Below are 20,451 nucleotides of genomic sequence, written 5' to 3' on the forward strand. Positions count from 1 at the left end.
GGTTAGCTTCCGACCGCCGGGATCTTCGTTTCCGCCCGTTCAACCCCGTTCACGACGAGCGCCGGATCGAGCGCGCCCTTGAAGAAATCGAGGATGTTCTGCGCTGCGGCGACTGCCATCCGACGCGCGCAGGCCTCCGTAAGGCCGGCATTGTGCGGGGACATCACAACCCGCTCGTTGGCGAGCAGAGGAGAATCCGCGCGCGGCGGCTCGTCCTCGAACACGTCCAGGCCGGCAGCAGCAATGCGACCCTCGTCGAGCGCCGCAACAAGCGCCGCCTCGTCGATAAGCCCGCCGCGCGCCGTGTTGACGAGGATGGCCGACGGCTTCATCACGGCCAGTTCCGCCGCGCCGATGAGCGCCTTGTCGCCGACCTTGGGCACATGGAGCGAAACGACGTCGGCCCGGCGCAGTCCATCCATGAGGTCGTCGACCGGGATGACGCCCGCCGCCGCGATCCCGGCAGCATCCTGGAACTTGTCATAGGCGAGCACCGTCATGCCGAGCGCGCCGGCGATCTGCGCCAGCCGCTTGCCGATGCGGCCGAAGCCGACGAGAAGCAGCGTGCCGCCGTCGAGCTCGGTGGCGTCCAGGCTGTTCCTGTAGTTCCAGTCGCCCGCACGCATCTTCCTGTCGAAAAGCACCGTGCGCCTGGCAGCGGCGAGCATGAGCATGGCGGCGTGCTCCGCCACGGCCCGGGAATTGACGTCGCCGACCACGGCAAGCGGGATGTGACGGCTATTCAATGCACCGACATCGACGGAGTCGTAGCCGACGCCGTGGCGTGACACGATCCTCAGATTCGGCGCTTCCTCGACATGCCCCGCGGTGAGAGGCTGCGTGCGGATCAGCAGCGCATCGGCGGTGGGAAGGAATGGACGGTAGCTCTCCGCCGAAACCTCCTCGACGTAATCGACCACGACGCCGGGCGCCTGGCGCAGGATGGCCAGCCCGTCAGCGTGGATCTTGCCGGCAACCAGAACACGCGGCATTCAGTATCCTCCCGTATCGATCTTGTTTGCCGGAACCACCTCCTGCGTCAGCTCACGGAATGTCCGCACGCTCGCCTCAGCGGCGCCGGCCAGAAGGCGCACGTCGTTGGAGACGGTCACGAGATCGAAGCCCCAGCCGACGGCCTCGGCAGCGTAGTCGGGCGTACCGTTGTGCAGCGCCGCGCGTTTTCCCGCCCGGTGGGCCGCGTGGAGGATGGTTTTGATCGCCTCGATCATTTCCGGTTCCCGGCGGTCGAAGCCGGGTGCGTAGCGCTTGCCCTGCAGGCCGAGCGTCAGGTCGGCGGGGCCGATATAGACACCGTCGAGGCCGGGCGTGGCGAGGATGTCCTCCAGGTTCTCGTAGGCCTGCGCCGTCTCGATCATGGCAAGGCAGATGATCTCGCCGTCGGCCTCGGCGGCATAGCCGGGACCAGCCGAAAACAGCGCCCGGCTCGGCCCGAAGCTGCGCACGCCTGCGGGCGGATAGCGCACATAGGAGACCAGCCGTTCGGCCTCGGCGCGCGTGTTGATCATCGGGCAGATGACGCCGTAGGCGCCGGCATCCAGCGCCTTCATGATATCGGCGGGGTCGAGCCAGGGCACGCGCACCAGCGGCGTCACGCCGCTCGCCCGCATGGCCTGCAGCATCGGCACCGCGCCGTCATAACCGACGATGCCGTGCTGCAGGTCGATGGTGATGCTGTCGTAGCCCTGCGCGGCCATGATCTCCGCGCTGAAGGAATTGGCAATGGAGAGCCAGCCGTTGAGCACCGGCTTTCCTTCTGCCCAGCGCTGCTTGACACCGTTCCTGATCATGGGAGCCTCCTCAGACCGTCATTTGCGCAAGCTTGACATTGGTATAGTCGAGGATGCCCTCGGTGCCGCCTTCGCGGCCCATGCCGCTCGCCTTGATCCCGCCGAAGGGCGCCTCGGCCGCGGCCAGGGCAAAGCTGTTGACGCCGACCATGCCGGCCTCCAGCCGCGCCGCAGCCTCGCGGGCGCGGGCGGCGTCGCGGGTGAAGACATAGGCGGATAGGCCCATCTCGGAGGCGTTCGCCCGCTCGAAGACCTCGTCGGCTTTGGAGAAGGGCGTGATGGCGGCGATGGGGCCGAAGTTCTCTTCCGCGATGGCCTTTGCATCGTCCGGCAGGCCGGTGATGACGGTGGGCTCGAAGAAGAAGCCGGCATTCATGTCCGCAGGACGACGCCCGCCGGCAAGGATCCTGCCGCCCCGGTCGCTTGCATCCGCGACGACCTCCTCGATGGCGGCGATGCGGCGTTCGTTGATCAGCGGCCCCATCTGCGTCGCCTCGTCGAGGCCATGGCCGAGCTTCAGGGCGCGGGCGCGGGCGGCAAAGCCCTCGGCGAAACGGTCATGCAGCGACTCGTGCACGTAGAACCGGTCCGGCGTGACGCACACCTGCCCGGCATTGGCGTATTTCGTCGGCACGGCGAGATCGAGCGTCCGTTCCAGATCGGCGTCGTCGAAGACGATCATCGGCGCATTGCCACCGAGCTCCATGCTGACGCGCTTCACCGTCTCGGCGCTGTCGCGGATCATCTGCTGACCGACGCGGGTGGAGCCGGTCAGCGAGACCTTGCGCACCGCCGCCGAGGCCATGATGGGCTTGTAGGTATTGCCGGTCGGGCCGATGAGAAGGTTGGCGACGCCGGCAGGAATGCCGGCCTCACGCAGGCAATCGAAGAGGATCATCGCCACGCCCGGCACCTCGACGGAGGGCCGCACGATGACGGCGCAGCCGGCGGCAAGGGCCGGCGCAACCTTGCGGGCGATCAGCGCGGCCGGGAAGTTCCAGGCGGTGAAGGCGGCGACGACGCCGACCGGCTCGTGCGTCACCTCGATGCGGCCGCCCGGCGCGCGGCTCTCGACGATCCGGCCATAGATGCGGCGGGCTTCTTCGGCGTACCAGCGGAACTGGTCTACGGCGAGGCCCCATTCGCGGCCGGCCTGGGCGAGCGGCTTGCCGGTCTCCAGCGTCATCTGCCGCGCAGCTTCCGCCGCGCGCGCCGCCATGACGTCGGCGACCCTGTGCAGCGCATCGGCGCGCGCCCAGGCGGGCGTCGCCTTCCAGGCCTGAAAGGCGCGGGCGGCGGCCGCAATGGCGCGCTCCGTGTCATCAACCGTTGCGACAGGCACGACACCGAGGACATCGCCATTGCCCGGGTCGGTGATCTGCGTCGTGGTGCCGCTCGCCGGCCCCGACCAGACACCGTCGATGAACAAGCCGTATGCGCCGTACATGTCTCCTCCTTCTGCAAGCACCCTTGCGCCCGCAAAGCAATGTTAGTTTTACAAACAAACGAAGAGCAATTTTTGTTGCGCGTCAAGTGCGAACATGCGCATTCGGCCATACCATGCGCGGGATTGGCGCACGAAAGGGCTCGCAACAGCTCCTCCTCCATAGGGAGAAATTATTATTGCATTACGATATCAATTGCAAGATAAGTTGCCGAAAGAAAGACGGGGGCGTGCCGGGGCGTTTGGATCCACCCTGCCGGCGTGGCGACAATTTGAGCAAGTGCCGCAAGCAAGGCCTGGCTGCCGCAGCACGATCTGCGAAATGCCCGTGCGCTTCGGCGACCAGATCGACGCAAAGATCTGCGGATCGTTTCCGGTGCGTGAACAGAAAGGACTTGTCATGCCGCTTCTGAAAATTCACACGATCGAGGGCCGCACGTCGGAAGAAATCTCCACCTTGCTCGATGTTCTTCATCGCGCCATGGTCGATTCCTTCGGTGTCCCGGAAGATGATCGCTACCAGATCCTGTCCCAGCATCCGGCAGACCATTTGCGGGCACTCGACACCGGCCTCGGATTTACGAGGACAAAGAAATTCGTGCTCGTCGAGATTGTTTCCAGGCCGCGGCCCCGAGCGCAAAAGGAACTGTTCTATGAAAAGGCGTGCTCCGGTTTGCTCCGGGCGTGCGGCATCGGCTCAACGGACGTGATGTTCACATTCGTGACGAATTCAGACGAGGACTGGTCTTTCGGGCTTGGCCAGGCGCAGTTTCTGACAGGCGCTCTCTAGCACAGATGACGCTAGAGAGCGGTCGCCAGATAGTCCCAGACCAGCTTCAGCGACAGGCCGAGAAGCGTGATCTCGATGAGGCGGAAGAAGATGCCGTCGGGGATCATCATCGTCAGCCGCAGCCCGACGACGGTCCCGGCAATGGCCGGCACGGCCAGCCATAGTGCCAGCGGGATATCGAAGTTCTCGAACTGCCGCATCTGCCAGTAGGGGACGATCTTCGCCGCATTGACGATCGCAAACAGGATCGTCGCCGTTCCGGCGAAGTTCATCTTCGAAAGCCGCTGCGGCAAGACATACATCTGGAACGTCGGCCCGCCCGAGTGCGATACAAAACTCGTCAGGCCCGTCAGCACGCCCCAGAACAGGCCGCGCCCGACATCCGCCGGCCTTGCGGCCTTGCGGAAACGTTTCCCGAACCACGCATTGGCGCAGAAGAGCACGCCGACGAGGCCGACGAGCATGCCGATGAACAGGCTCGACAGGTTGGCGCTGAAGAGCCAGCCGATCCCGACGCCGACCAATGCCGCCGGGATCAGGATCAGCAAATTCCTGCGCGAAAACTCCTTCCGGTAGAGATAGAGGCCGACGAAATCGCTCGCGACGAAGATCGGCAGCAGCAGCGCGGCCGCCGTGATCGGCGGGATGGCCATGGCGAGGATCGGCACGGCCAATGTCCCGACCGATGGAAGCCCGCCTTTCGACATGCCGACGAAGAAGCAGGCGATGGCTGCAACGGCCAGCAACCCTGGAGAATGTTCCATCGCCCCATTCACCGATTCAGACCAGTGCCGGGAGCAACTGATCGATGCTCTTCTTTGCATCGCCATAGAACATGCGTGTATTGTCCTTGTAGAAGAGCGGGTTCTCGATGCCGGAATATCCGGTGCCCTGGCCGCGCTTGGAGACGAACACCTGCCTGGCCTTCCACACTTCGAGGACGGGCATGCCCGAGATCGGCGAGTTCGGGTCTTCCTGGGCGGCCGGGTTGACGATGTCGTTCGAGCCGATGACGATGACGACGTCGGTGTTCGGGAAGTCCTCGTTGATCTCGTCCATCTCCAGCACGATGTCGTAGGGGACCTTGGCTTCGGCGAGCAGCACGTTCATGTGGCCCGGCAGGCGGCCGGCGACGGGGTGGATGGCGAAGCGCACGGTCTTGCCGGAAGCCCGCAGTTTTCGCGTGAGTTCCGAGACCGATTGCTGGGCCTGCGCCACCGCCATGCCGTAGCCCGGCACGATGACGATGCTGTCGGCCTCGTTGAGCGCGGCGACGACGCCCTCCGCATCGATGGCGATCTGCTCGCCCGTGATCTCCATCTGCGGGCCGGCCGTCGCGCCGAAGCCGCCGAGGATGACCGAGACGAAGGAGCGGTTCATCGCCTTGCACATGATGTAGGAGAGGATCGCACCCGAGGAGCCGACCAGCGCGCCGGTGACGATCAGGAGATCGTTGCCGAGCGTGAAGCCGATGGCCGCTGCCGCCCAGCCGGAATAGCTGTTCAGCATCGACACGACGACCGGCATGTCGGCGCCGCCGATGCCCATGATCAGGTGATAGCCGATGAAGAAGGCGGCGAGCGTCATGAGAACAAGCGTCCAGGCCCCGGCGCCGTTGACGTAGAGGATGAGCAGGACGAGCGACAGCAGCGCCGCGCCGGCATTGAGGGCATGGCCGCCCGGCAGCTTCCTCGCCTTGCCGTCGACCTTGCCGGCGAGCTTGCCGAAGGCGACGACCGAGCCGGTGAAGGTGACCGCGCCGATGAAGACGCCGAGGAACACCTCGACCTTCAGGATCGTGAGCTCGACCGGCTCCTTGTGGGCGAGGAGCGCGGCAAAGCCGGTCAGCGCGGAGCGGCCGGCCTCGTCGAGCCCGGCGACATGGGCCGCCTCGATATGGGCGTTGAAGCCGATGAAGACGGCGGCAAGGCCGACGAAGGAGTGCAGCGCCGCGACGAGCTGCGGCATCTCCGTCATCTGCACGCGTGAGGCGACGTAAGCCCCGAGCACCGCGCCGCCCGATATCATCAGCACGATGACGAACCCGTTGCCGACATCGGGCCCGAAGACCGTGGCGATGACGGCAAGGCCCATGCCCACCATGCCGTACCAGACGGCGCGCTTGGCGCTTTCCTGGCCGGACAGGCCACCGAGCGAGAGGATGAAGAGGATGGCTGCCGCGATATAGGCGGCCGAAACGATACCGATCGTCATGTTGATGAGCCCTACCCGATCAGGATTTCTGGAACATGGCGAGCATGCGCCGGGTGACGAGGAAGCCGCCGACGATGTTGATCGTGGCGATCAGCACCGAGAGCGCCGCCAGCACCACCACCAGCCCGTTGCCGGAGCCGATCTGCAGCAGCGCGCCGAGGATGACGATGCCGGAGACCGCATTGGTGACGGCCATCAGCGGCGTGTGCAGCGAATGCGAGACGTTCCAGATCACCTGGAAGCCGACGAAGCAGGCGAGCACGAAGACGATGAAGTGGCTCATGAAGGCGGCGGGCGCGAAGGCCCCGACGATCAGGAGAGCCGCCGTGCCGACGGCCAGCAGCGCAAGCTGGTTCTTCGTCCCGGCCTTGAAGGCGGCGGCCTCGGCCGCGCGCTTTTCCTCCGGCGTCGGTTCCTTGGCCTTCTCCTTGGGTTTCTGTGCGGCGATGGCCGCGATCTTCGGCGGCGGCGGCGGCCAGGTGATCGCGCCTTCGAAGGTGACCGTCGCCCCACGGATGACGTCGTCCTCCATGTTGTGCACGATGACGCCGTCCTTGCCGGGCGTCAGGTCCGTCAGCATGTGGCGGATATTGGTGGCATAGAGCGCGGAGGACTGGGCGGCCATGCGGCTCGGGAAGTCCGTATAGCCGATGACGGTGACGCCGTTGTCCGAGACGATCTTCTGGTCGGCGACCGTCAGGTCGCAATTGCCGCCGCGTTCGGCGGCGAGGTCGACGACGACGGAGCCCGGCTTCATCGCCGCCACCATGTCGGCGAGCCACAGTTTTGGCGCGTCACGGCCGGGGATCAGCGCCGTGGTGATGACGATGTCCATCTGCGGGGCAAGCTCACGGAACTTCGCAAGCTGCGTCTCGCGGAACTCGGGCGAGGACGGGGCGGCATAGCCGCCGGTCACAGCACCATCCTGCTGGCCGCCCCCCTGACCATCGGCAAAGTCGAGATAGACGAACTCGGCGCCCATCGACTCGATCTGCTCGGCGACCTCGGGACGCACGTCGAAGGCATAGGTCTGCGCGCCGAGCGAGGTGGCGACGCCGATGGCGGCAAGGCCCGCAACGCCCGCGCCGATGACCAGCACCCTGGCCGGCGGCACCTTGCCGGCGGCGGTGATCTGGCCGGTGAAGAAGCGGCCGAAATGGTTGCCCGCCTCGATCACCGCGCGGTAGCCGGCGATGTTGGCCATCGACGACAGCGCGTCCATCTTCTGCGCTCGGCTGATACGCGGCACCATGTCCATGGCGATGACGGTCGCGCCCTTCGAACGGGCCTGCTCCAGCAGTTCGGCATTCTGGCCGGGGTAGAAGAACGAGACCAGCGTCTTGCCGGGCGACAGGAGGCCGACCTCTGCCGTCGTCGGCGGGCGGACCTTGACGATCACGTCCGATGCCGCCACCAGCGCAGCCGCATCCTCCACCACCGTCACCCCGGCCGCACGGTAGGCATCGTCCGATATGCCCGACCCCTCCCCGGCGCCTGCCTCCACAAGGCACGCATGGCCCAGCTTCTGCAACTGCATGGCGGATTCGGGCGTCAGCGCGACACGCGCCTCGCTCTGGAACACCTCGCGCGGCGAACCGATCTTCATTCTGGATATCCTTAAGGTTTGTGCTTCCGGCGAGAGGATCTTTCGTTCCGGGACGTTTGGCGATCCTGCCTACACGACGTTATGCGAACCTGGCTTTGGAGGAAACTCGAACGCCGTCCGCTGCCGCGTGGCCAGCGCCGGATGCGCCATGCCGACGGTCCCGATTGCACAAACGGCTTCGGCGAGGATGCGCGCATGTTCCGCCCCCATCACGCCCGCGCCGATGACCCCGATTCCGATACTCGTCATGCCCCCTCCCCCGTCTTTTGGTTTCAGATGCCGTCCACGGCGAGCCAGGCGCCGGCACGGGAGGATTTCTGGATCGTCTCCACCAATGTCTGGATGCGCAGGCCCGCGCGGAAGTTAAACGGTTCGGGCCTGATGCCGGCGATCGCCTCCAGATAGCCGGCGACCTCGATCGCCTTCAGGTCGTTGAAGCCGAGCTGATGGCCCGGCGCGACGCAGAAACGGCCATAGGGCACATGGTCCGGTCCCGCCTCGATGCGTCGGAAACCCTGCCGGCCTTTCGCATCGGCCGTCGAATAGAAGTGCAATTCGTTGAAACGCTCCTGCGAGAAGGCAAGCGCGCCCTTCGTGCCATAGACCTCGAAATCGTGCTGCATCTTGCGGCCGGTCGCGATCCAGTTGCCCTCGATGGAGCCGGTGGCGCCGCTTTCAAAGCGCAGGAAGGCGCGGCCCACATCGTCCGTCTCGACGGCACGCATTCCGCCCTTGCCGTCGGGGCGGCTGGCGATGACCGTCACGCAATCGCCCATCACCTTGACGATGGGGCCAAGGAGGAATTCGGCGGTGGCCAATGCATGGCTGCCGATATCCGCCAAGGCACCGCCGCCCGCCGGATCGTGGCGGAACGTGAAGGGGCCGCTCGCATCCGCCATGTAGTCTTCCGCATGGAGGCCGCGATAGCCGCGGATTTCGCCAAGCTCCCCGCCGGCGATCATCTCCCGCGCGAGGCTCAGCATGGGATTGCAGAGATAGTTGAAGCCGACCTGCGTCCTGATGCCGGCCTTTTCCGCCGCCTCGGCCATGTCGCGCGCGTCGGCAGCGAGCGGGGCCAGCGGCTTCTCGCAATAGACATGCTTTCCGGCGGCGATGGCGGCGAGCGCCATTTCCTTGTGCAGGGCATTTGGGGCGGTGATGTCGATGACGTCGATTTCGGGGTCCGCCACGAGACTGCGCCAGTCATCCGTGGCGCGCTCGAAACCGAGGGCGGCGCGGGCAGCCTCGGCCTGCGCCATGGTCACGTCGGCAATGGCGGTCAATTCCACGTCATAGGGCAGGTCGAAGACCCGCGCGGCGGCGGCAAAGCCGAATACATGCGTCTTGCCCATGAAACCCGACCCGATGAGGCCAAGACGGAGCTTCTTCTTCATTCTCTCTGTTCCTCGGATGATGTGCCTGCGGCCTCCTCCGGCCGGCTGAATGCAATTATCTTTGCAAGAATATTGAAATGTCAACATATGTTTTGTATGAGACCTCCATGCGAGGAGGAGGCGACAGTGAGGGCCGTTTTCGGCGGGTCGGACTTCACGCAGACGAGACATCGACCCTTTGACGCGGAGACAGACCATGAAAGCCAGACTCGGCATTGCCCCCATCGCGTGGTGGAACGACGACCTGCCGGAAATCAGCAGCGATATTTCGCTGGAAGGCTGCCTTGCCGAAGCCGCGGAGGCCGGCTTTACCGGCATGGAGACCGGCCGCCGCTTCCCGATGGACGCGAAAATCCTGCGCCCCATCCTCGACAAATACGGCATCCAGGTCTGCGGCGGCTGGTTCTCCGGCCTGCTGCTCGATGGCGACATCGAGGCGGAGAAGGACCGGATCGCCGCACAGATGGCGCTCTTCAAGGCGGTGGGCGCCCCCTGCATCGTCTATGGCGAGACGGCCGGCACCATCCAGGGCGACCGCAGCGCGCCGCTTGCCACCAAGCGCCGGCTTTCCGAGGACGAGATCAAGGCCTATGGCCGCAAGATGACGGCGTTCGGCGAGTGGTGCTCCGACCAGGGCATGCCGATCTCCTATCACCACCACATGGCCGCGCCCATCGAGACCGAGGAAGAACTCGACCTCCTGATGAACCATTCCGGCGAAGGCCTGCCGCTGCTCTTCGACGCCGGCCACATGGCCTTTGCGGGCGGCGACGTGCTGCGCGTCATCGACAAGCATCACAGCCGCATCACCCATGTGCACACCAAGGACGTCCGCCTGCCGGTGATCGATGCGCTCGACCGCACGAAGGAAAGCTTCCTCGACGCCGTCATCAAGGGCGCCTTCACGGTGCCCGGCGACGGCAGCCTCGATTTCGAGGCCATCGTCAAGCGCCTCGCCTCCCATGGTTATGAGGGCTGGTTCGTCGTCGAGGCGGAGCAGGACCCGGCCCACAACCCGCCGCTCGACATGGCGAAGATCGGCCACAAGGAACTCCTGCGCGTCATGGCCGCCGCCGGCTACGAGGTGGTCCGCTGAGAATGCGGCGCGCTGGCGGCCGCCGCCACGCCGTCCCTGTCTCTTTTCGAGCCAACGTGGAGGGCGCGGGAATGGCATTCGAGATGGCCCGCCAGAGATCAAGCAGGTGAGATCAAGCAGGTCGAGTGCGACTTGACCTGCTTGCCGTGGAGCGCTCGATGGCAGGCCCTATAGCCCGCAATTGTATCGCGTGTGAACGAGGATCTGCGAGTGGCCCGGTTCGGTCGTCACACCATGCAGATTGTCCTTGATCCACCTTGCCGCCGATGCGAGCTCGGCTCCGAAATCGTGCGAGATCACGTAGTTCATCGTTCCCGTCTCCAGCAGGATGCGGGAATGGTTCGACAGTTCGTGCCCGACAAACACGGCTTCGTCCGCTTTGCCGGCATTCTCCAACGCTCTGGCGACGCCGCGATTTCCGCCGGCGACATTGTAGATTGCGGCGGGATGCCCATTCGCCTCGAAATACCGCGTCAGTTGATCGCATGTGCTGTCCGATCTCTCGTCCGAGATCACGCGCTCCTCGATCTTGAGATAGGGAAAGTCGGACCGCAAGACACGCCGGAACCCCATCTCGCGCTCCTGCTGGCACCGGAATGGCGCGCTCATGACGATCAGGATGCTGTTGCTTTCCTTTGGCAGCGCATTGCCGATCAGGAGAGCGGCCACGCTTCCGGCCGCATATTGGTCATTGCCGATATAGGCGCTTCTTCGCGAACTCGGCAGATCCGTGGTGAGGCAGATCACCGGTCTGTCGATCATGCGCAGCTTGCGGATCGCCCTGTTGACCGACGGGTGTTCCCGCGCGATGACGATGACGCCGTCGGCTTCGCTGCCTTCCTGCTCGACACGCCTTGCAAAGGCGAGCGGATCGATCTCGCTGGTCGTCACGTAGGCAGCCTGGATGTCTACGCCGGCTAGGGTCCGGTTCACCTCTGAAACCGCCGCGGCGATCGCCGCATTGAATGTTTCTCCCGAATCGCAGAACAGGCGGATCAGCACCGGGATCTCCCTGCCGGTGTTCTCATCGCGAAGTTTCTCCAGGGCGCCCAGGACACGCGCCCTGGTCTTTTCCCGGACCCCGCTGCGATTGTTCAGCACCCTGTCCACGGTCGCCGAGCCAACGCCCGCGAGCCTGGCGATTTCCTGGACCGATGGTCCTTTCCACGTTCGCACCTGCACAGGCTCCGCCATTTTCACTCCCGTTTCCTGATGTGTTCCCGATCACCACGCGGAAAGCCGGCCATGGAAGAACAGGTTTCCGAACACGTTACGGCAAAATGGTGCCACGCAGCATAGTTGATGGAAAGCACATCGCCAAAGGCCCCTCGGTTTCGTTGAATGATGGCATTTCAATCCGGATAATCAAGCCGTCAATTGGAGGAGGAGGATCCGATGAACTTCAACAAGCCCCTGCTGGTTTCTGCCTTGCTGGCCGCAACCGCTCTCGGTGGCGCTGTCCACGCACAGGACAGCGAGAAGCAGTACCGTTTCGTCATGGTCTCGCATATCGGCTCGAACGACCCGAACATGGGCTGGCTGACGACGTCGATGGCGGAGTTCGAAAAGCGATATCCGAACGTCAAGACCGAGTATATTTCGACCAACAACTACTCCGTCCAGGAGCACGTCCGTCTTCTGGAGCAGGCGATCTCGACCCAGCCGGACGGCATCGCCGTGCCGATCGTCAGCTCGGACGCCTTCGAAGGCCCGCTGCGCAAGGCGATCGAGGCCGGCATTCCGGTCGTCGCCTTCAACATTCCCGACAGCCGCCCGGAGGGCGAGCGCATTCCCTACCTCACCTATGTCGGCGGCGACGAGTTCCTGACGGGCAAAAAGCTCGGCGAATATGCGTTCCAGAAGGTGGAAGCCGGCGAGATCCCGAAGCCGGCGCATGTGGTCTGCGCAAGCCATGACTCCGCCCACCAGGGCCTCAAGGCGCGCTGCGCAGGCATGAAGGAGGTGATGGAGGCGGCAGGCGCCAAGTTCGACGAACTCTTCATCGGCGCGGAGCCGGCGACGGCGCGCAACACGCTGCAATCCTTCCTGCAGGCCAACCCGGACACCAACTATATCTTCACGGTCGCCGGCTGGTCGTCTCCCTGGGCCTGGGGCGTCGCCAACGAGATGAATCTCGATCCCGATGTCGACGACAAGGGCGTGACCGTGCTCACCGTCGACGAAGGCCCCGTGTCGATCGAAGGCGTGCGCGCCGGGCACATTCTCGCGACGAACAGCCAGGGCTTCTGGCTGCAGGGCTACGCGCCGATGGAATGGCTCTACTGGAACAAGCAGTTCGGCTACGCGCCGCAGTCGGACATCCTGACCGGCCCCGTGGTGATCAACAAGGACAATGCCGACAAGTGGGCCGAACTGGTCCGCGGCGTCTTCGGCGACAAGGCCTACGACGAGCAGAACACCTGGTAAGGTTTCCTCCCGGGAAGGCAGCGGGATACCCGTAAGGGCCTGCTGCCTTTTTTTCCTGTGCGCGAGCCTTGCGCGCGCTCTGAAACCACAGGGCAGAGTATCATGAAGCAGCTTGTTCGAGGCCAGGGCTTCGGCGCGATCATCGGTGTCGTCGTCATGCTGGCCGTTTTTACCCTGATCGACTTTTCCGGCTGGTGGACGATCCAGACCATCTCCAACGTCACCCAGTTCACCGCCATCCTTGCCTTCGTGTCGATGGGCCAGGCCCTGGTGATCATGACGAAGGAGATCGACCTGTCCGTAGGCTCGGTCTACGGCCTGGCGGGCGTCGCCTTTATCACCATGGAGCCAGCGTTCGGTGTTCCGGGCTCGTTCCTGTTTGCCATGGGCATCGCGGCGCTCGTCGGGCTCGTCCAGGCGATCGCCGTGGTCAAGGGCGAGCTTCCCTCGATGATCGTGACGCTGGGCGGCCTGTTTGCGGCGCGCGGCATCATCTATGTCTGGACGGGCGGCTCCGTGCACAATTTTTCGCCGGACGCACGCAGCCATCCGCTGACCCGCCTGTTCGGCGGCGAGCTCTTCGGCATCGAGGCCGCCATCCTCTGGCTGGTCGTGATCGCCGTCATTCTCAGCCTCGTTCTCCGGGCGACCCCGTTCGGAAACCGGCTGCTGGCCACAGGCGGCAACCGGGAGAGCGCGGAGTCGCGCGGGGTGCGCACGGACCGCATCAAGATCGCCGCCTTCGTCCTCTGCTCCCTGCTGGCAGGCTTCGCGGGTATCCTGACGCTCTGCAACCAGCCCCAGACCCATGTGACGCTCGGCGAGAACATGGAGCTGGAGGCGATCGCTGCTGCCGTCATCGGCGGCTGCCTGCTGACGGGCGGACGCGGCTCGATCCTCGGCGCCATTCTCGGCGCGCTCATCGTCGTCAGCTTCCGCTACGAACTGATCGCGCTCGGCGCGCCGTCGTCCTGGTACATCACCTTCGTCGGCGTGGTGCTCATCGTGGCGGTCATCTTCAACCAGAAACTGGCCCGTTTCCTCGGGCACAGCGTTTGACGCGGGAGGACGCGCCCATGACCAGCAATCACCCCCTTATCCAGGTCCGGAACCTCGACCTCCACTTCGGTGCCTTCCACGCCCTCAAGAACGTCTCGGTGGACTTCCATGCCGGCGAACTGATCGGCCTCGTCGGCGACAACGGCGCCGGCAAGACGACGCTGATCCGCGTTCTCTGCGGCATCTATGCCCCAAGTTCCGGAGAGGTGTTCTTCGACGGGAAGAAGGTGGAGAAATTCCATCCGAAGCTCGCCATCGACCAGGGCATCGAGACGATCCAGCAATCCGTCGGGCTTTGCGACAACCTGTCGATCGCCCGCAATTTCTACCTCGGCCGGGAGCCCGTGAAACGGATCCTCGGCATCCCGTTCCTCGATTTCGCCCTGATGCGGGAGAAATCCACCCGCGTCATCCGCCAGTTCGGTCTGCGCGACAACGTCTCGGCCGACGACGAGGTGGAACGCCTCTCCGGCGGCGAGCGCCAGTCCGTCAAGATCGGTCGGGCCGTCGAGTTCAAGAACCGCGTCGTCATCATGGACGAACCGACGAACCACCTTTCGGTGCGCGAGCGCGAGCATGTCAACGAGCTTGCCGTGCAGCTCAAGGAACAGGGCCTGCTCGTCATCTACATCACCCACGACATCTTCCAGGTGCACAGGCTCGCCGACCGCATCGTCATCATGGAGAACGGCGAGAAGGTCGCGGACGCCGCGACCGACGCCATGACGGCGGAGGAGCTAGAGGAAGTCATCCGTCAGGGCGGCCGCGTGGTCGAGAAGCGGGAGGCCGTCTGATGGCCCTTTCCGCCGCCAAGCCCCTCATCCGCCGTCACACGGAACTCGGCATCTTCCTGATCGGCGCCGTGCTGATCGTCCTGTTTTCGACCACCTCGGACGGCAAATGGGCCAACTGTTGGTTTCCACGCAGAACTGAGCCGGTTAGGCGCATAATTTCCATTGAGAATTGAGCCATGTGAACCTTCCCCCAACGCGGAGAGCGACGGGGGCAACGGAGTGATCCACATGGGACTTTTAAATATCATTCGTCGGATGGCGCTGCGTGAGAAGCAGTCGATCCGCGAGATCAGCCGGCGAACAGGGCTGTCGCGGAACACGATCGCGAAGTATCTGAACGCTGGTACAATCGAACCAACATTCACCGTACCGGAACGACCGAGCAAGCTTGATCCGTTTGCCGACAAGCTGGCGGCCTGGCTGAAGACCGAGGCCGGGAAGTCGCGCAAACAGCGACGAACACTGAAGCAGGTTCATGCCGACCTGGTGGCTCTCGGCTTTACCGGCTCCTATGGTCGGGTTGCCGCCTTCGCCCGTGATTGGCGAGCGGAACGACAACGTGAGCAGCAGACGACGGGCCGCGGCATATTTGTTCCGCTGTCTTTCCGCCCAGGCGAAGCATTCCAATTCGATTGGAGTGAGGACTATGCCGTCATTGGCGGCGAGCGCACAAAGCTGCAGGTCGCGCATATCAAGCTATCGCACAGTCGCGCGTTTTTGGTCAGGGCGTATCTGCTGCAGACGCACGAGATGCTGTTTGACGCCCATTGGCACGGCTTCCGTGTGTTCGGCGGCGTCCCTGCTCGCGGCATTTACGATAACATGAAAACCGCGGTCGATCGCGTCGGTCGTGGCAAGGAGCGACAGGTCAATATCCGTTTCCTCGCGATGACGAACCACTACGTCTTTGCGCCTGAGTTTTGCAATCCTGCCGCGGGCTGGGAGAAGGGCCAGGTCGAGAAGAATGTCCAGGATGCCCGGCCGCGACTGTGGCAACAGATGCCGGACTTTCCTGATCTGGCGGCATTGAATGCCTGGCTGGAACAGCATTGCCAGGACCTGTGGCGCGACACAGCACACGGCACCTTGCCCGGCACGATCGCGGACGTCTGGTCCGCGGAACAGCCAGCATTGATGGCGCTCCCCGCTGCGTTTGACGGCTTCGTCGAGCAGGGCAAACGTGTCTCTCCGACATGCCTGATCACCTTCGAGCGGAACCGCTATAGCGTGCCTGCATCGTTTGCGAACCGGCCTGTCAGCTTGCGAATCTATCCCGAGCGACTGGTCGTTGCGGCCGAGGGTAATGTCCTATGCGAACATCCGAGGGTGATTGAGCGCAGCCACGACAAACCGCCGCGGACGATTTACGACTGGCGACACTACCTTGCCGTCATTCAGCGCAAGCCCGGTGCCTTGCGCAATGGTGCGCCTTTCCTGGAATTGCCGCTGGCCTTTCGACAGTTGCAGGACCAGATGCTGCGTCGCCTGGGCGGCGATCGTGAGATGGCCGATATCCTTGCTCTGGTGCTTCATCACGACGAACAGGTCGTCGTCAGGGCTGTGGAGCTGGCTCTGGATCAAGGCGTCGCGACCAAGACGCATGTGCTGAACCTGCTGCATCGTCTGATCGATGGGAAGACGACTGACGGCCCCGACATCGACACGCCACAGGCGCTGACCTTGTTGCGTGAACCCAAGGCCAACGTCGAACGCTACGATGGCTTGCGTGTCCGGATCGTGGGAGGTCGCCATGCGTCATGATCCCGCAAGTGCCGCCGTCGTCATCATGCTGCGGAGCCTGAAGATGTATGGCATGGCCCAAGCCGTCACAGACCTGATTGAGCAAGGGGCTCCAGCTTTTGATGCGGCCGTGCCGATCCTGTCCCAGTTGCTGAAAGCCGAGATGGCCGAACGTGAGGTTCGCTCGATTGCCTATCACATGAAGGCTGCTCGCTTCCCAGCCTATAAGGACATCTCCGGGTTCGACTTCGCCGCCAGCGAAATCAACGAAGCGACGGTGCGCCAACTGCACCGATGCGAGTTCATGGACGGGGCGCAGAATATCGTGCTCGTCGGTGGGCCGGGCACAGGAAAAACACATGTCGCGACTGCCCTTGGGGTCCAGGCGATCGAGCATCACCGCCGGAAGGTCCGCTTCTTCTCGACCATCGAATTGGTCAATGCGCTCGAGCAGGAGAAGGCAAAGGGCAAGGCAGGTCAGATCGCCGAGACGCTGGTCCGTCTCGATCTGCTGATCCTCGATGAACTAGGATACCTTCCGTTCAGTGCTTCCGGCGGAGCGCTGCTCTTCCACCTGTTGAGCAAGCTCTATGAGCGCACCAGCGTCGTCATCACCACCAACCTCAGCTTCAGCGAATGGGCAACCGTCTTCGGCGACGCCAAGATGACGACAGCTTTGCTCGATCGCCTGACCCACCGTTGCCACATCCTGGAAACCGGTAACGACAGCTTCCGCTTCAAGGCCAGCTCGGCCGCAGCAGCACAGAAGAGAGGAGAAAAGGCCAATCCCTTGACCAAACCCTGATCAGAAAACCATACTCAGAGGTGGCTCACTTCTCGGTGGAAAAACCGGCTCAGTTCTGCGTGGAAACCAACATTCTGGGGCATTCCAAAGTCCTCTCCAACGGCAAATAGCCTACTTCAGGGAGGACCACTTTTCAGGCGGCAGACCACATCGAGCGCGTCGGAGGTTTGGGATTCGTCGTCCGCGATGATCTCGGCGAATTGCGGCGCCAGCACGAAGGCGGGGCGCACGGCGTGGTCTTGCGGGCTTGCCCAAGCGACCGCGCCAAGCCCCTGGAACAGGGTTGTTCGCGTCTGGTCGCTGGTCGCGCCCGCATCGTGCATGAAAAGCACCAGCGGATAGGATGCTCCGGCATCATAGTCCTTCGGCACGAACAGATTATAGCGCAGGCGCTTGCCCGTCTCGGGATCGTTAAATTCCAGTTGACGAAAATCGTCGACGACGAGGTTCTCGACAGCCGTCGTCCCGATGGCGCTGCCGCCGCCCTCGATCACTCCGCCAGCCCGACCGGCCCGGACTGGACGAGCGTCGCCGAGGCCGGCGGATAGGTCGTGTCGTAGGCCGGGATGTCGCCCGCCTGACCGGGACCACGGCCACCAGCACCGCCCGGCCCCTCCTCCGGCTCGCCGCCCCCCTGCTGCCCGCTCTTTTGGGCAAGCGCCGCATTCGCATCTGCGAGCGAGAGGGCGACGATGACGAACGCCCCCTGCCCGGCTCTGCCCGCCGGATCGGCGCTGATACTGGCAAAGACGTCGGTGACGGTGCGCCCCTCGACCGTGAAGCTGCCGACGGAGAGGGAAGCGCTATCGACCGGTGCGTCGTATTCGACCGCCACGGCCACCAGCTTGACGCCCTCTAGGATCTGGCTGGGAAAACGGGGCTGGTTGCCAGGCAGGCGAGCCCTGTCGCCGACAGCAAAAAGCCCCGCGACATTTCTGTCTGCGGGGCTTTTTGATAAGTCACATAAATTCTGGTTGCGGGGGCAGGATTTGAACCTGCGGCCTTCAGGTTATGAGCCTGACGAGCTACCGGGCTGCTCCACCCCGCGTTATCCGGTTTTTGCTCGGTTTTTGCCGAAGGCAAATACCGTTTCTTGCAATGCAGAAAGGCCGCTTTTGGGCGGCCCTTTGTTTCGGCAGGGCCGAAGATGTGTCGAGAAGATGGGTCCCTTGACTTGCAAGGGACTGTGTTGAGATTGCCTTTAGCAGACCTGGCAGCGACCTACTCTCCCGCGTCTTGAGACGAAGTACCATTGGCGCTGGGGCGTTTCACGGCCGTGTTCGGAATGGGAACGGGTGCGGCCACCCCGCCATGACCACCAGGTCGGCTAAGGGCAATCTTTGAGAAGCTGGTAGAAGGCCTGGCCTTCGTTTGTCTTTGTGAACACGTCTTTGAACCTTCCTGCTACGCCTTCGGCCAGGGGCCGCAAGCGCAGAGCGCGTCGCCGGTTGTCCGGCGCGCCGTCCTTGGGGCGCAGCGATCGTCAGATCGCGGTGCGCCTGTGAGGACAAAAGGTCTTGCTCATCTTCGATGAGCATGAACAATGAGAACGATCAAGCCAATCGAGCGATTAGTACCGGTAAGCTTCACACATTGCTGCGCTTCCACACCCGGCCTATCAACGTGGTCGTCTTCCACGGCTCTCAAGGGAATACTCGTTTTCAGGTGGGTTTCCCGCTTAGATGCCTTCAGCGGTTATCCCTTCCATATATAGCTACCCTGCTATGCCCTTGGCAGGACAACAGGTCCACCAGAGATATGTCCATCCCGGTCCTCTCGTACTAGGGACAGATCCTGTCAATATTCCTACACCCACGGCAGATAGGGACCGAACTGTCTCACGACGTTCTGAACCCAGCTCACGTACCGCTTTAATTGGCGAACAGCCAAACCCTTGGGACCTGCTCCAGCCCCAGGATGCGATGAGCCGACATCGAGGTGCCAAACAACCCCGTCGATATGGACTCTTGGGGGTCATCAGCCTGTTATCCCCGGCGTACCTTTTATCCGTTGAGCGATGGCCCTTCCACGCGGGACCACCGGATCACTATGACCGACTTTCGTCTCTGCTCGACTTGTCAGTCTCGCAGTCAGGCGGGCTTATGCCATTGCACTCGACGACCGATTTCCGACCGGTCTGAGCCCACCATCGCGCGCCTCCGTTACTCTTTCGGAGGCGACCGCCCCAGTCAAACTACCCACCATACACTGTCCCGGACCCGGATGACGGGCCGCGGTTAGACATCCATGACGATAAGGGTGGTATTTCAAGGATGGCTCCACGCAAACTGGCGTCCGCGCTTCAAAGCCTACCACCTATCCTACACATGCCGACACGAATGCCAGTGTAAAGCTATAGTAAAGGTGCACGGGGTCTTTCCGTCTAACCGCAGGAACCCCGCATCTTCACGGGGAATTCAATTTCACTGAGTCTCTGCTGGAGACAGCGGGGAAGTCGTTACGCCATTCGTGCAGGTCGGAACTTACCCGACAAGGAATTTCGCTACCTTAGGACCGTTATAGTTACGGCCGCCGTTTACTGGGGCTTCGATTCAAAGCTTGCACCTCTCCTCTTAACCTTCCAGCACCGGGCAGGCGTCAGACCCTATACGTCGTCTTGCGACTTCGCAGAGCCCTGTGTTTTTGATAAACAGTCGCTACCCCCTGGTCTGTGCCACCCCAAGACACTTGCGTATCCTGGGGTCACGCTTCTTCCGAAGTTACGCGTGCAATTTGCCGAGTTCCTTCAGCAGAGTTCTCTCAAGCGCCTTGGTATGCTCTACCTGACCACCTGTGTCGGTTTCGGGTACGGTCTATACGGTGGGGCTATTTCCTGGAACCGCTTCCCTGCAAGGATAATCCAATAAACCCTTACAAGCTACGCGATCCGTCACCACCACCAGGCCCACGAATATTAACGTGGTTCCCATCGACTACGCGTGTCCGCCTCGTCTTAGGGGCCGGCTAACCCTGCTCAGATTAACTTTAAGCAGGAACCCTTGGTCTTTCGGCGAGAGGGTCTCTCACCCTCTTTATCGTTACTCATGTCAACATTCGCACTTCCGATACCTCCAGAGGCCCTCACGGGTCCTCCTTCGCAGGCTTACGGAACGCTCCGCTACCCCTACGTCTTCGTTAGAAGATCGTAAGCCTCAGCTTCGGTGCATGGCTTTAGCCCCGTTACATTTTCGGCGCAAAACCCCTTAATTAGACCAGTGAGCTGTTACGCTTTCTTTAAATGATGGCTGCTTCTAAGCCAACATCCTGGTTGTTT

The 20,451-nt window shown here is 63.1% G+C and carries 19 protein-coding genes, 1 tRNA gene and 2 rRNA genes (1 of these 22 cut by a window edge); 8 read left to right on the forward strand and 14 right to left on the reverse strand.

Annotated elements, in window-relative coordinates; translation table 11 throughout:
• Nucleotides 1–2 precede the first annotated feature (2 nt).
• From shn_RS17480 to shn_RS17490, 3 genes are read right to left on the reverse strand one after another with little or no spacing between them, the layout of a single operon-like run.
• Nucleotides 3–992, reverse strand: a complete 990-nt coding sequence (locus shn_RS17480) for a hydroxyacid dehydrogenase (RefSeq protein WP_064331545.1) — start codon at nucleotides 990–992, stop codon at nucleotides 3–5.
• Nucleotides 993–1,808 (reverse strand): HpcH/HpaI aldolase/citrate lyase family protein, encoded by an 816-nt coding sequence (locus shn_RS17485; protein WP_064331546.1) that lies wholly within the window; start codon nucleotides 1,806–1,808, stop codon nucleotides 993–995. It lies immediately after the preceding gene.
• Nucleotides 1,809–1,818: 10 nt separating this feature from the next.
• On the reverse strand, nucleotides 1,819–3,255 hold the full coding sequence (locus shn_RS17490) for an NAD-dependent succinate-semialdehyde dehydrogenase (RefSeq protein WP_064331547.1): 1,437 nt from the start codon (nucleotides 3,253–3,255) through the stop codon (nucleotides 1,819–1,821).
• A 397-nt stretch (nucleotides 3,256–3,652) separates the two neighbouring features.
• On the opposite strand from shn_RS17490, the gene shn_RS17495 reads away from it, so the two are divergent.
• Nucleotides 3,653–4,042 carry a tautomerase family protein gene (locus shn_RS17495; protein WP_064332680.1) on the forward strand — a complete coding sequence of 130 codons (390 nt, stop codon included), beginning with the start codon at nucleotides 3,653–3,655 and terminating at the stop codon, nucleotides 4,040–4,042.
• A gap of 11 nt (nucleotides 4,043–4,053) precedes the next feature.
• On the opposite strand, the gene shn_RS17500 is transcribed toward shn_RS17495, so the two are convergent.
• The 5 genes from shn_RS17500 to shn_RS17520 form a co-directional block, all read right to left on the reverse strand.
• Nucleotides 4,054–4,806: a sulfite exporter TauE/SafE family protein gene (locus shn_RS17500; protein ID WP_064331548.1), complete on the reverse strand. Its 753-nt coding sequence runs from the start codon at nucleotides 4,804–4,806 to the stop codon at nucleotides 4,054–4,056.
• Between the two features lie 16 nt (nucleotides 4,807–4,822).
• Complete coding sequence (locus tag shn_RS17505; RefSeq protein ID WP_064331549.1) at nucleotides 4,823–6,256, reverse strand: NAD(P)(+) transhydrogenase (Re/Si-specific) subunit beta; 1,434 nt, start codon at nucleotides 6,254–6,256, stop codon at nucleotides 4,823–4,825.
• A gap of 19 nt (nucleotides 6,257–6,275) precedes the next feature.
• Complete coding sequence (locus shn_RS17510) at nucleotides 6,276–7,862, reverse strand: Re/Si-specific NAD(P)(+) transhydrogenase subunit alpha (RefSeq protein WP_064331550.1); 1,587 nt, start codon at nucleotides 7,860–7,862, stop codon at nucleotides 6,276–6,278.
• A gap of 69 nt (nucleotides 7,863–7,931) precedes the next feature.
• Complete coding sequence (locus tag shn_RS17515) at nucleotides 7,932–8,111, reverse strand: hypothetical protein (protein WP_064331551.1); 180 nt, start codon at nucleotides 8,109–8,111, stop codon at nucleotides 7,932–7,934.
• A 23-nt stretch (nucleotides 8,112–8,134) separates the two neighbouring features.
• The gene (locus shn_RS17520) at nucleotides 8,135–9,256 is read right to left on the reverse strand and encodes a Gfo/Idh/MocA family protein (RefSeq protein WP_064331552.1); all 1,122 of its coding nucleotides are present in this window, start codon (nucleotides 9,254–9,256) and stop codon (nucleotides 8,135–8,137) included.
• A 196-nt stretch (nucleotides 9,257–9,452) separates the two neighbouring features.
• On the opposite strand from shn_RS17520, the gene iolE reads away from it, so the two are divergent.
• On the forward strand, nucleotides 9,453–10,352 hold the full coding sequence (iolE, locus tag shn_RS17525; protein WP_064331553.1) for a myo-inosose-2 dehydratase: 900 nt from the start codon (nucleotides 9,453–9,455) through the stop codon (nucleotides 10,350–10,352).
• A 168-nt stretch (nucleotides 10,353–10,520) separates the two neighbouring features.
• Here the strand turns inward: iolE and shn_RS17530 are convergent, their stop codons facing one another.
• Complete coding sequence (locus tag shn_RS17530) at nucleotides 10,521–11,546, reverse strand: LacI family DNA-binding transcriptional regulator (RefSeq protein ID WP_064331554.1); 1,026 nt, start codon at nucleotides 11,544–11,546, stop codon at nucleotides 10,521–10,523.
• A 201-nt stretch (nucleotides 11,547–11,747) separates the two neighbouring features.
• On the opposite strand from shn_RS17530, the gene shn_RS17535 reads away from it, so the two are divergent.
• The 6 genes from shn_RS17535 to istB all read left to right on the forward strand — a co-directional run bounded on the left by shn_RS17535 (nucleotide 11,748) and on the right by istB (nucleotide 17,177).
• Entirely contained in the window at nucleotides 11,748–12,779 is a 1,032-nt protein-coding gene (locus shn_RS17535) for a sugar ABC transporter substrate-binding protein (protein WP_064331555.1), read from the forward strand.
• A gap of 102 nt (nucleotides 12,780–12,881) precedes the next feature.
• Nucleotides 12,882–13,838 (forward strand): ABC transporter permease, encoded by a 957-nt coding sequence (locus tag shn_RS17540; protein ID WP_064331556.1) that lies wholly within the window; start codon nucleotides 12,882–12,884, stop codon nucleotides 13,836–13,838.
• A gap of 17 nt (nucleotides 13,839–13,855) precedes the next feature.
• Nucleotides 13,856–14,632, forward strand: coding sequence for an ATP-binding cassette domain-containing protein (locus tag shn_RS17545; RefSeq protein WP_064331557.1), 777 nt, complete (start codon nucleotides 13,856–13,858; stop codon nucleotides 14,630–14,632).
• Complete coding sequence (locus shn_RS35885; protein ID WP_245337320.1) at nucleotides 14,632–14,805, forward strand: hypothetical protein; 174 nt, start codon at nucleotides 14,632–14,634, stop codon at nucleotides 14,803–14,805. Before shn_RS17545 ends, shn_RS35885 begins: the two co-directional genes overlap by 1 nt.
• A gap of 55 nt (nucleotides 14,806–14,860) precedes the next feature.
• On the forward strand, nucleotides 14,861–16,393 hold the full coding sequence (istA, locus tag shn_RS17550; RefSeq protein WP_145925847.1) for an IS21 family transposase: 1,533 nt from the start codon (nucleotides 14,861–14,863) through the stop codon (nucleotides 16,391–16,393).
• Nucleotides 16,383–17,177, forward strand: a complete 795-nt coding sequence (istB, locus tag shn_RS17555; protein WP_064328778.1) for an IS21-like element helper ATPase IstB — start codon at nucleotides 16,383–16,385, stop codon at nucleotides 17,175–17,177. Before istA ends, istB begins: the two co-directional genes overlap by 11 nt.
• A gap of 116 nt (nucleotides 17,178–17,293) precedes the next feature.
• Here istB and shn_RS36830 read toward each other — a convergent pair whose 3' ends face one another.
• The 5 genes from shn_RS36830 to shn_RS17580 form a co-directional block, all read right to left on the reverse strand.
• Nucleotides 17,294–17,671 carry a hypothetical protein gene (locus shn_RS36830; protein WP_064331558.1) on the reverse strand — a complete coding sequence of 126 codons (378 nt, stop codon included), beginning with the start codon at nucleotides 17,669–17,671 and terminating at the stop codon, nucleotides 17,294–17,296.
• Complete coding sequence (locus tag shn_RS36835; RefSeq protein ID WP_064331559.1) at nucleotides 17,668–18,018, reverse strand: hypothetical protein; 351 nt, start codon at nucleotides 18,016–18,018, stop codon at nucleotides 17,668–17,670. Before shn_RS36835 ends, shn_RS36830 begins: the two co-directional genes overlap by 4 nt.
• A 130-nt stretch (nucleotides 18,019–18,148) precedes the next feature.
• Nucleotides 18,149–18,225: transfer RNA gene (locus tag shn_RS17570), tRNA-Met, on the reverse strand.
• Nucleotides 18,226–18,385: 160 nt separating this feature from the next.
• Nucleotides 18,386–18,500: ribosomal RNA gene (gene rrf, locus shn_RS17575) — 5S ribosomal RNA — on the reverse strand.
• A 226-nt stretch (nucleotides 18,501–18,726) separates the two neighbouring features.
• Nucleotides 18,727–20,451: ribosomal RNA gene (locus shn_RS17580) — 23S ribosomal RNA — on the reverse strand (it continues 1,154 nt past the right edge of the window).

Source organism: Shinella sp. HZN7 (assembly GCF_001652565.1).
In the GTDB taxonomy this organism is placed as follows: domain Bacteria; phylum Pseudomonadota; class Alphaproteobacteria; order Rhizobiales; family Rhizobiaceae; genus Shinella; species Shinella granuli.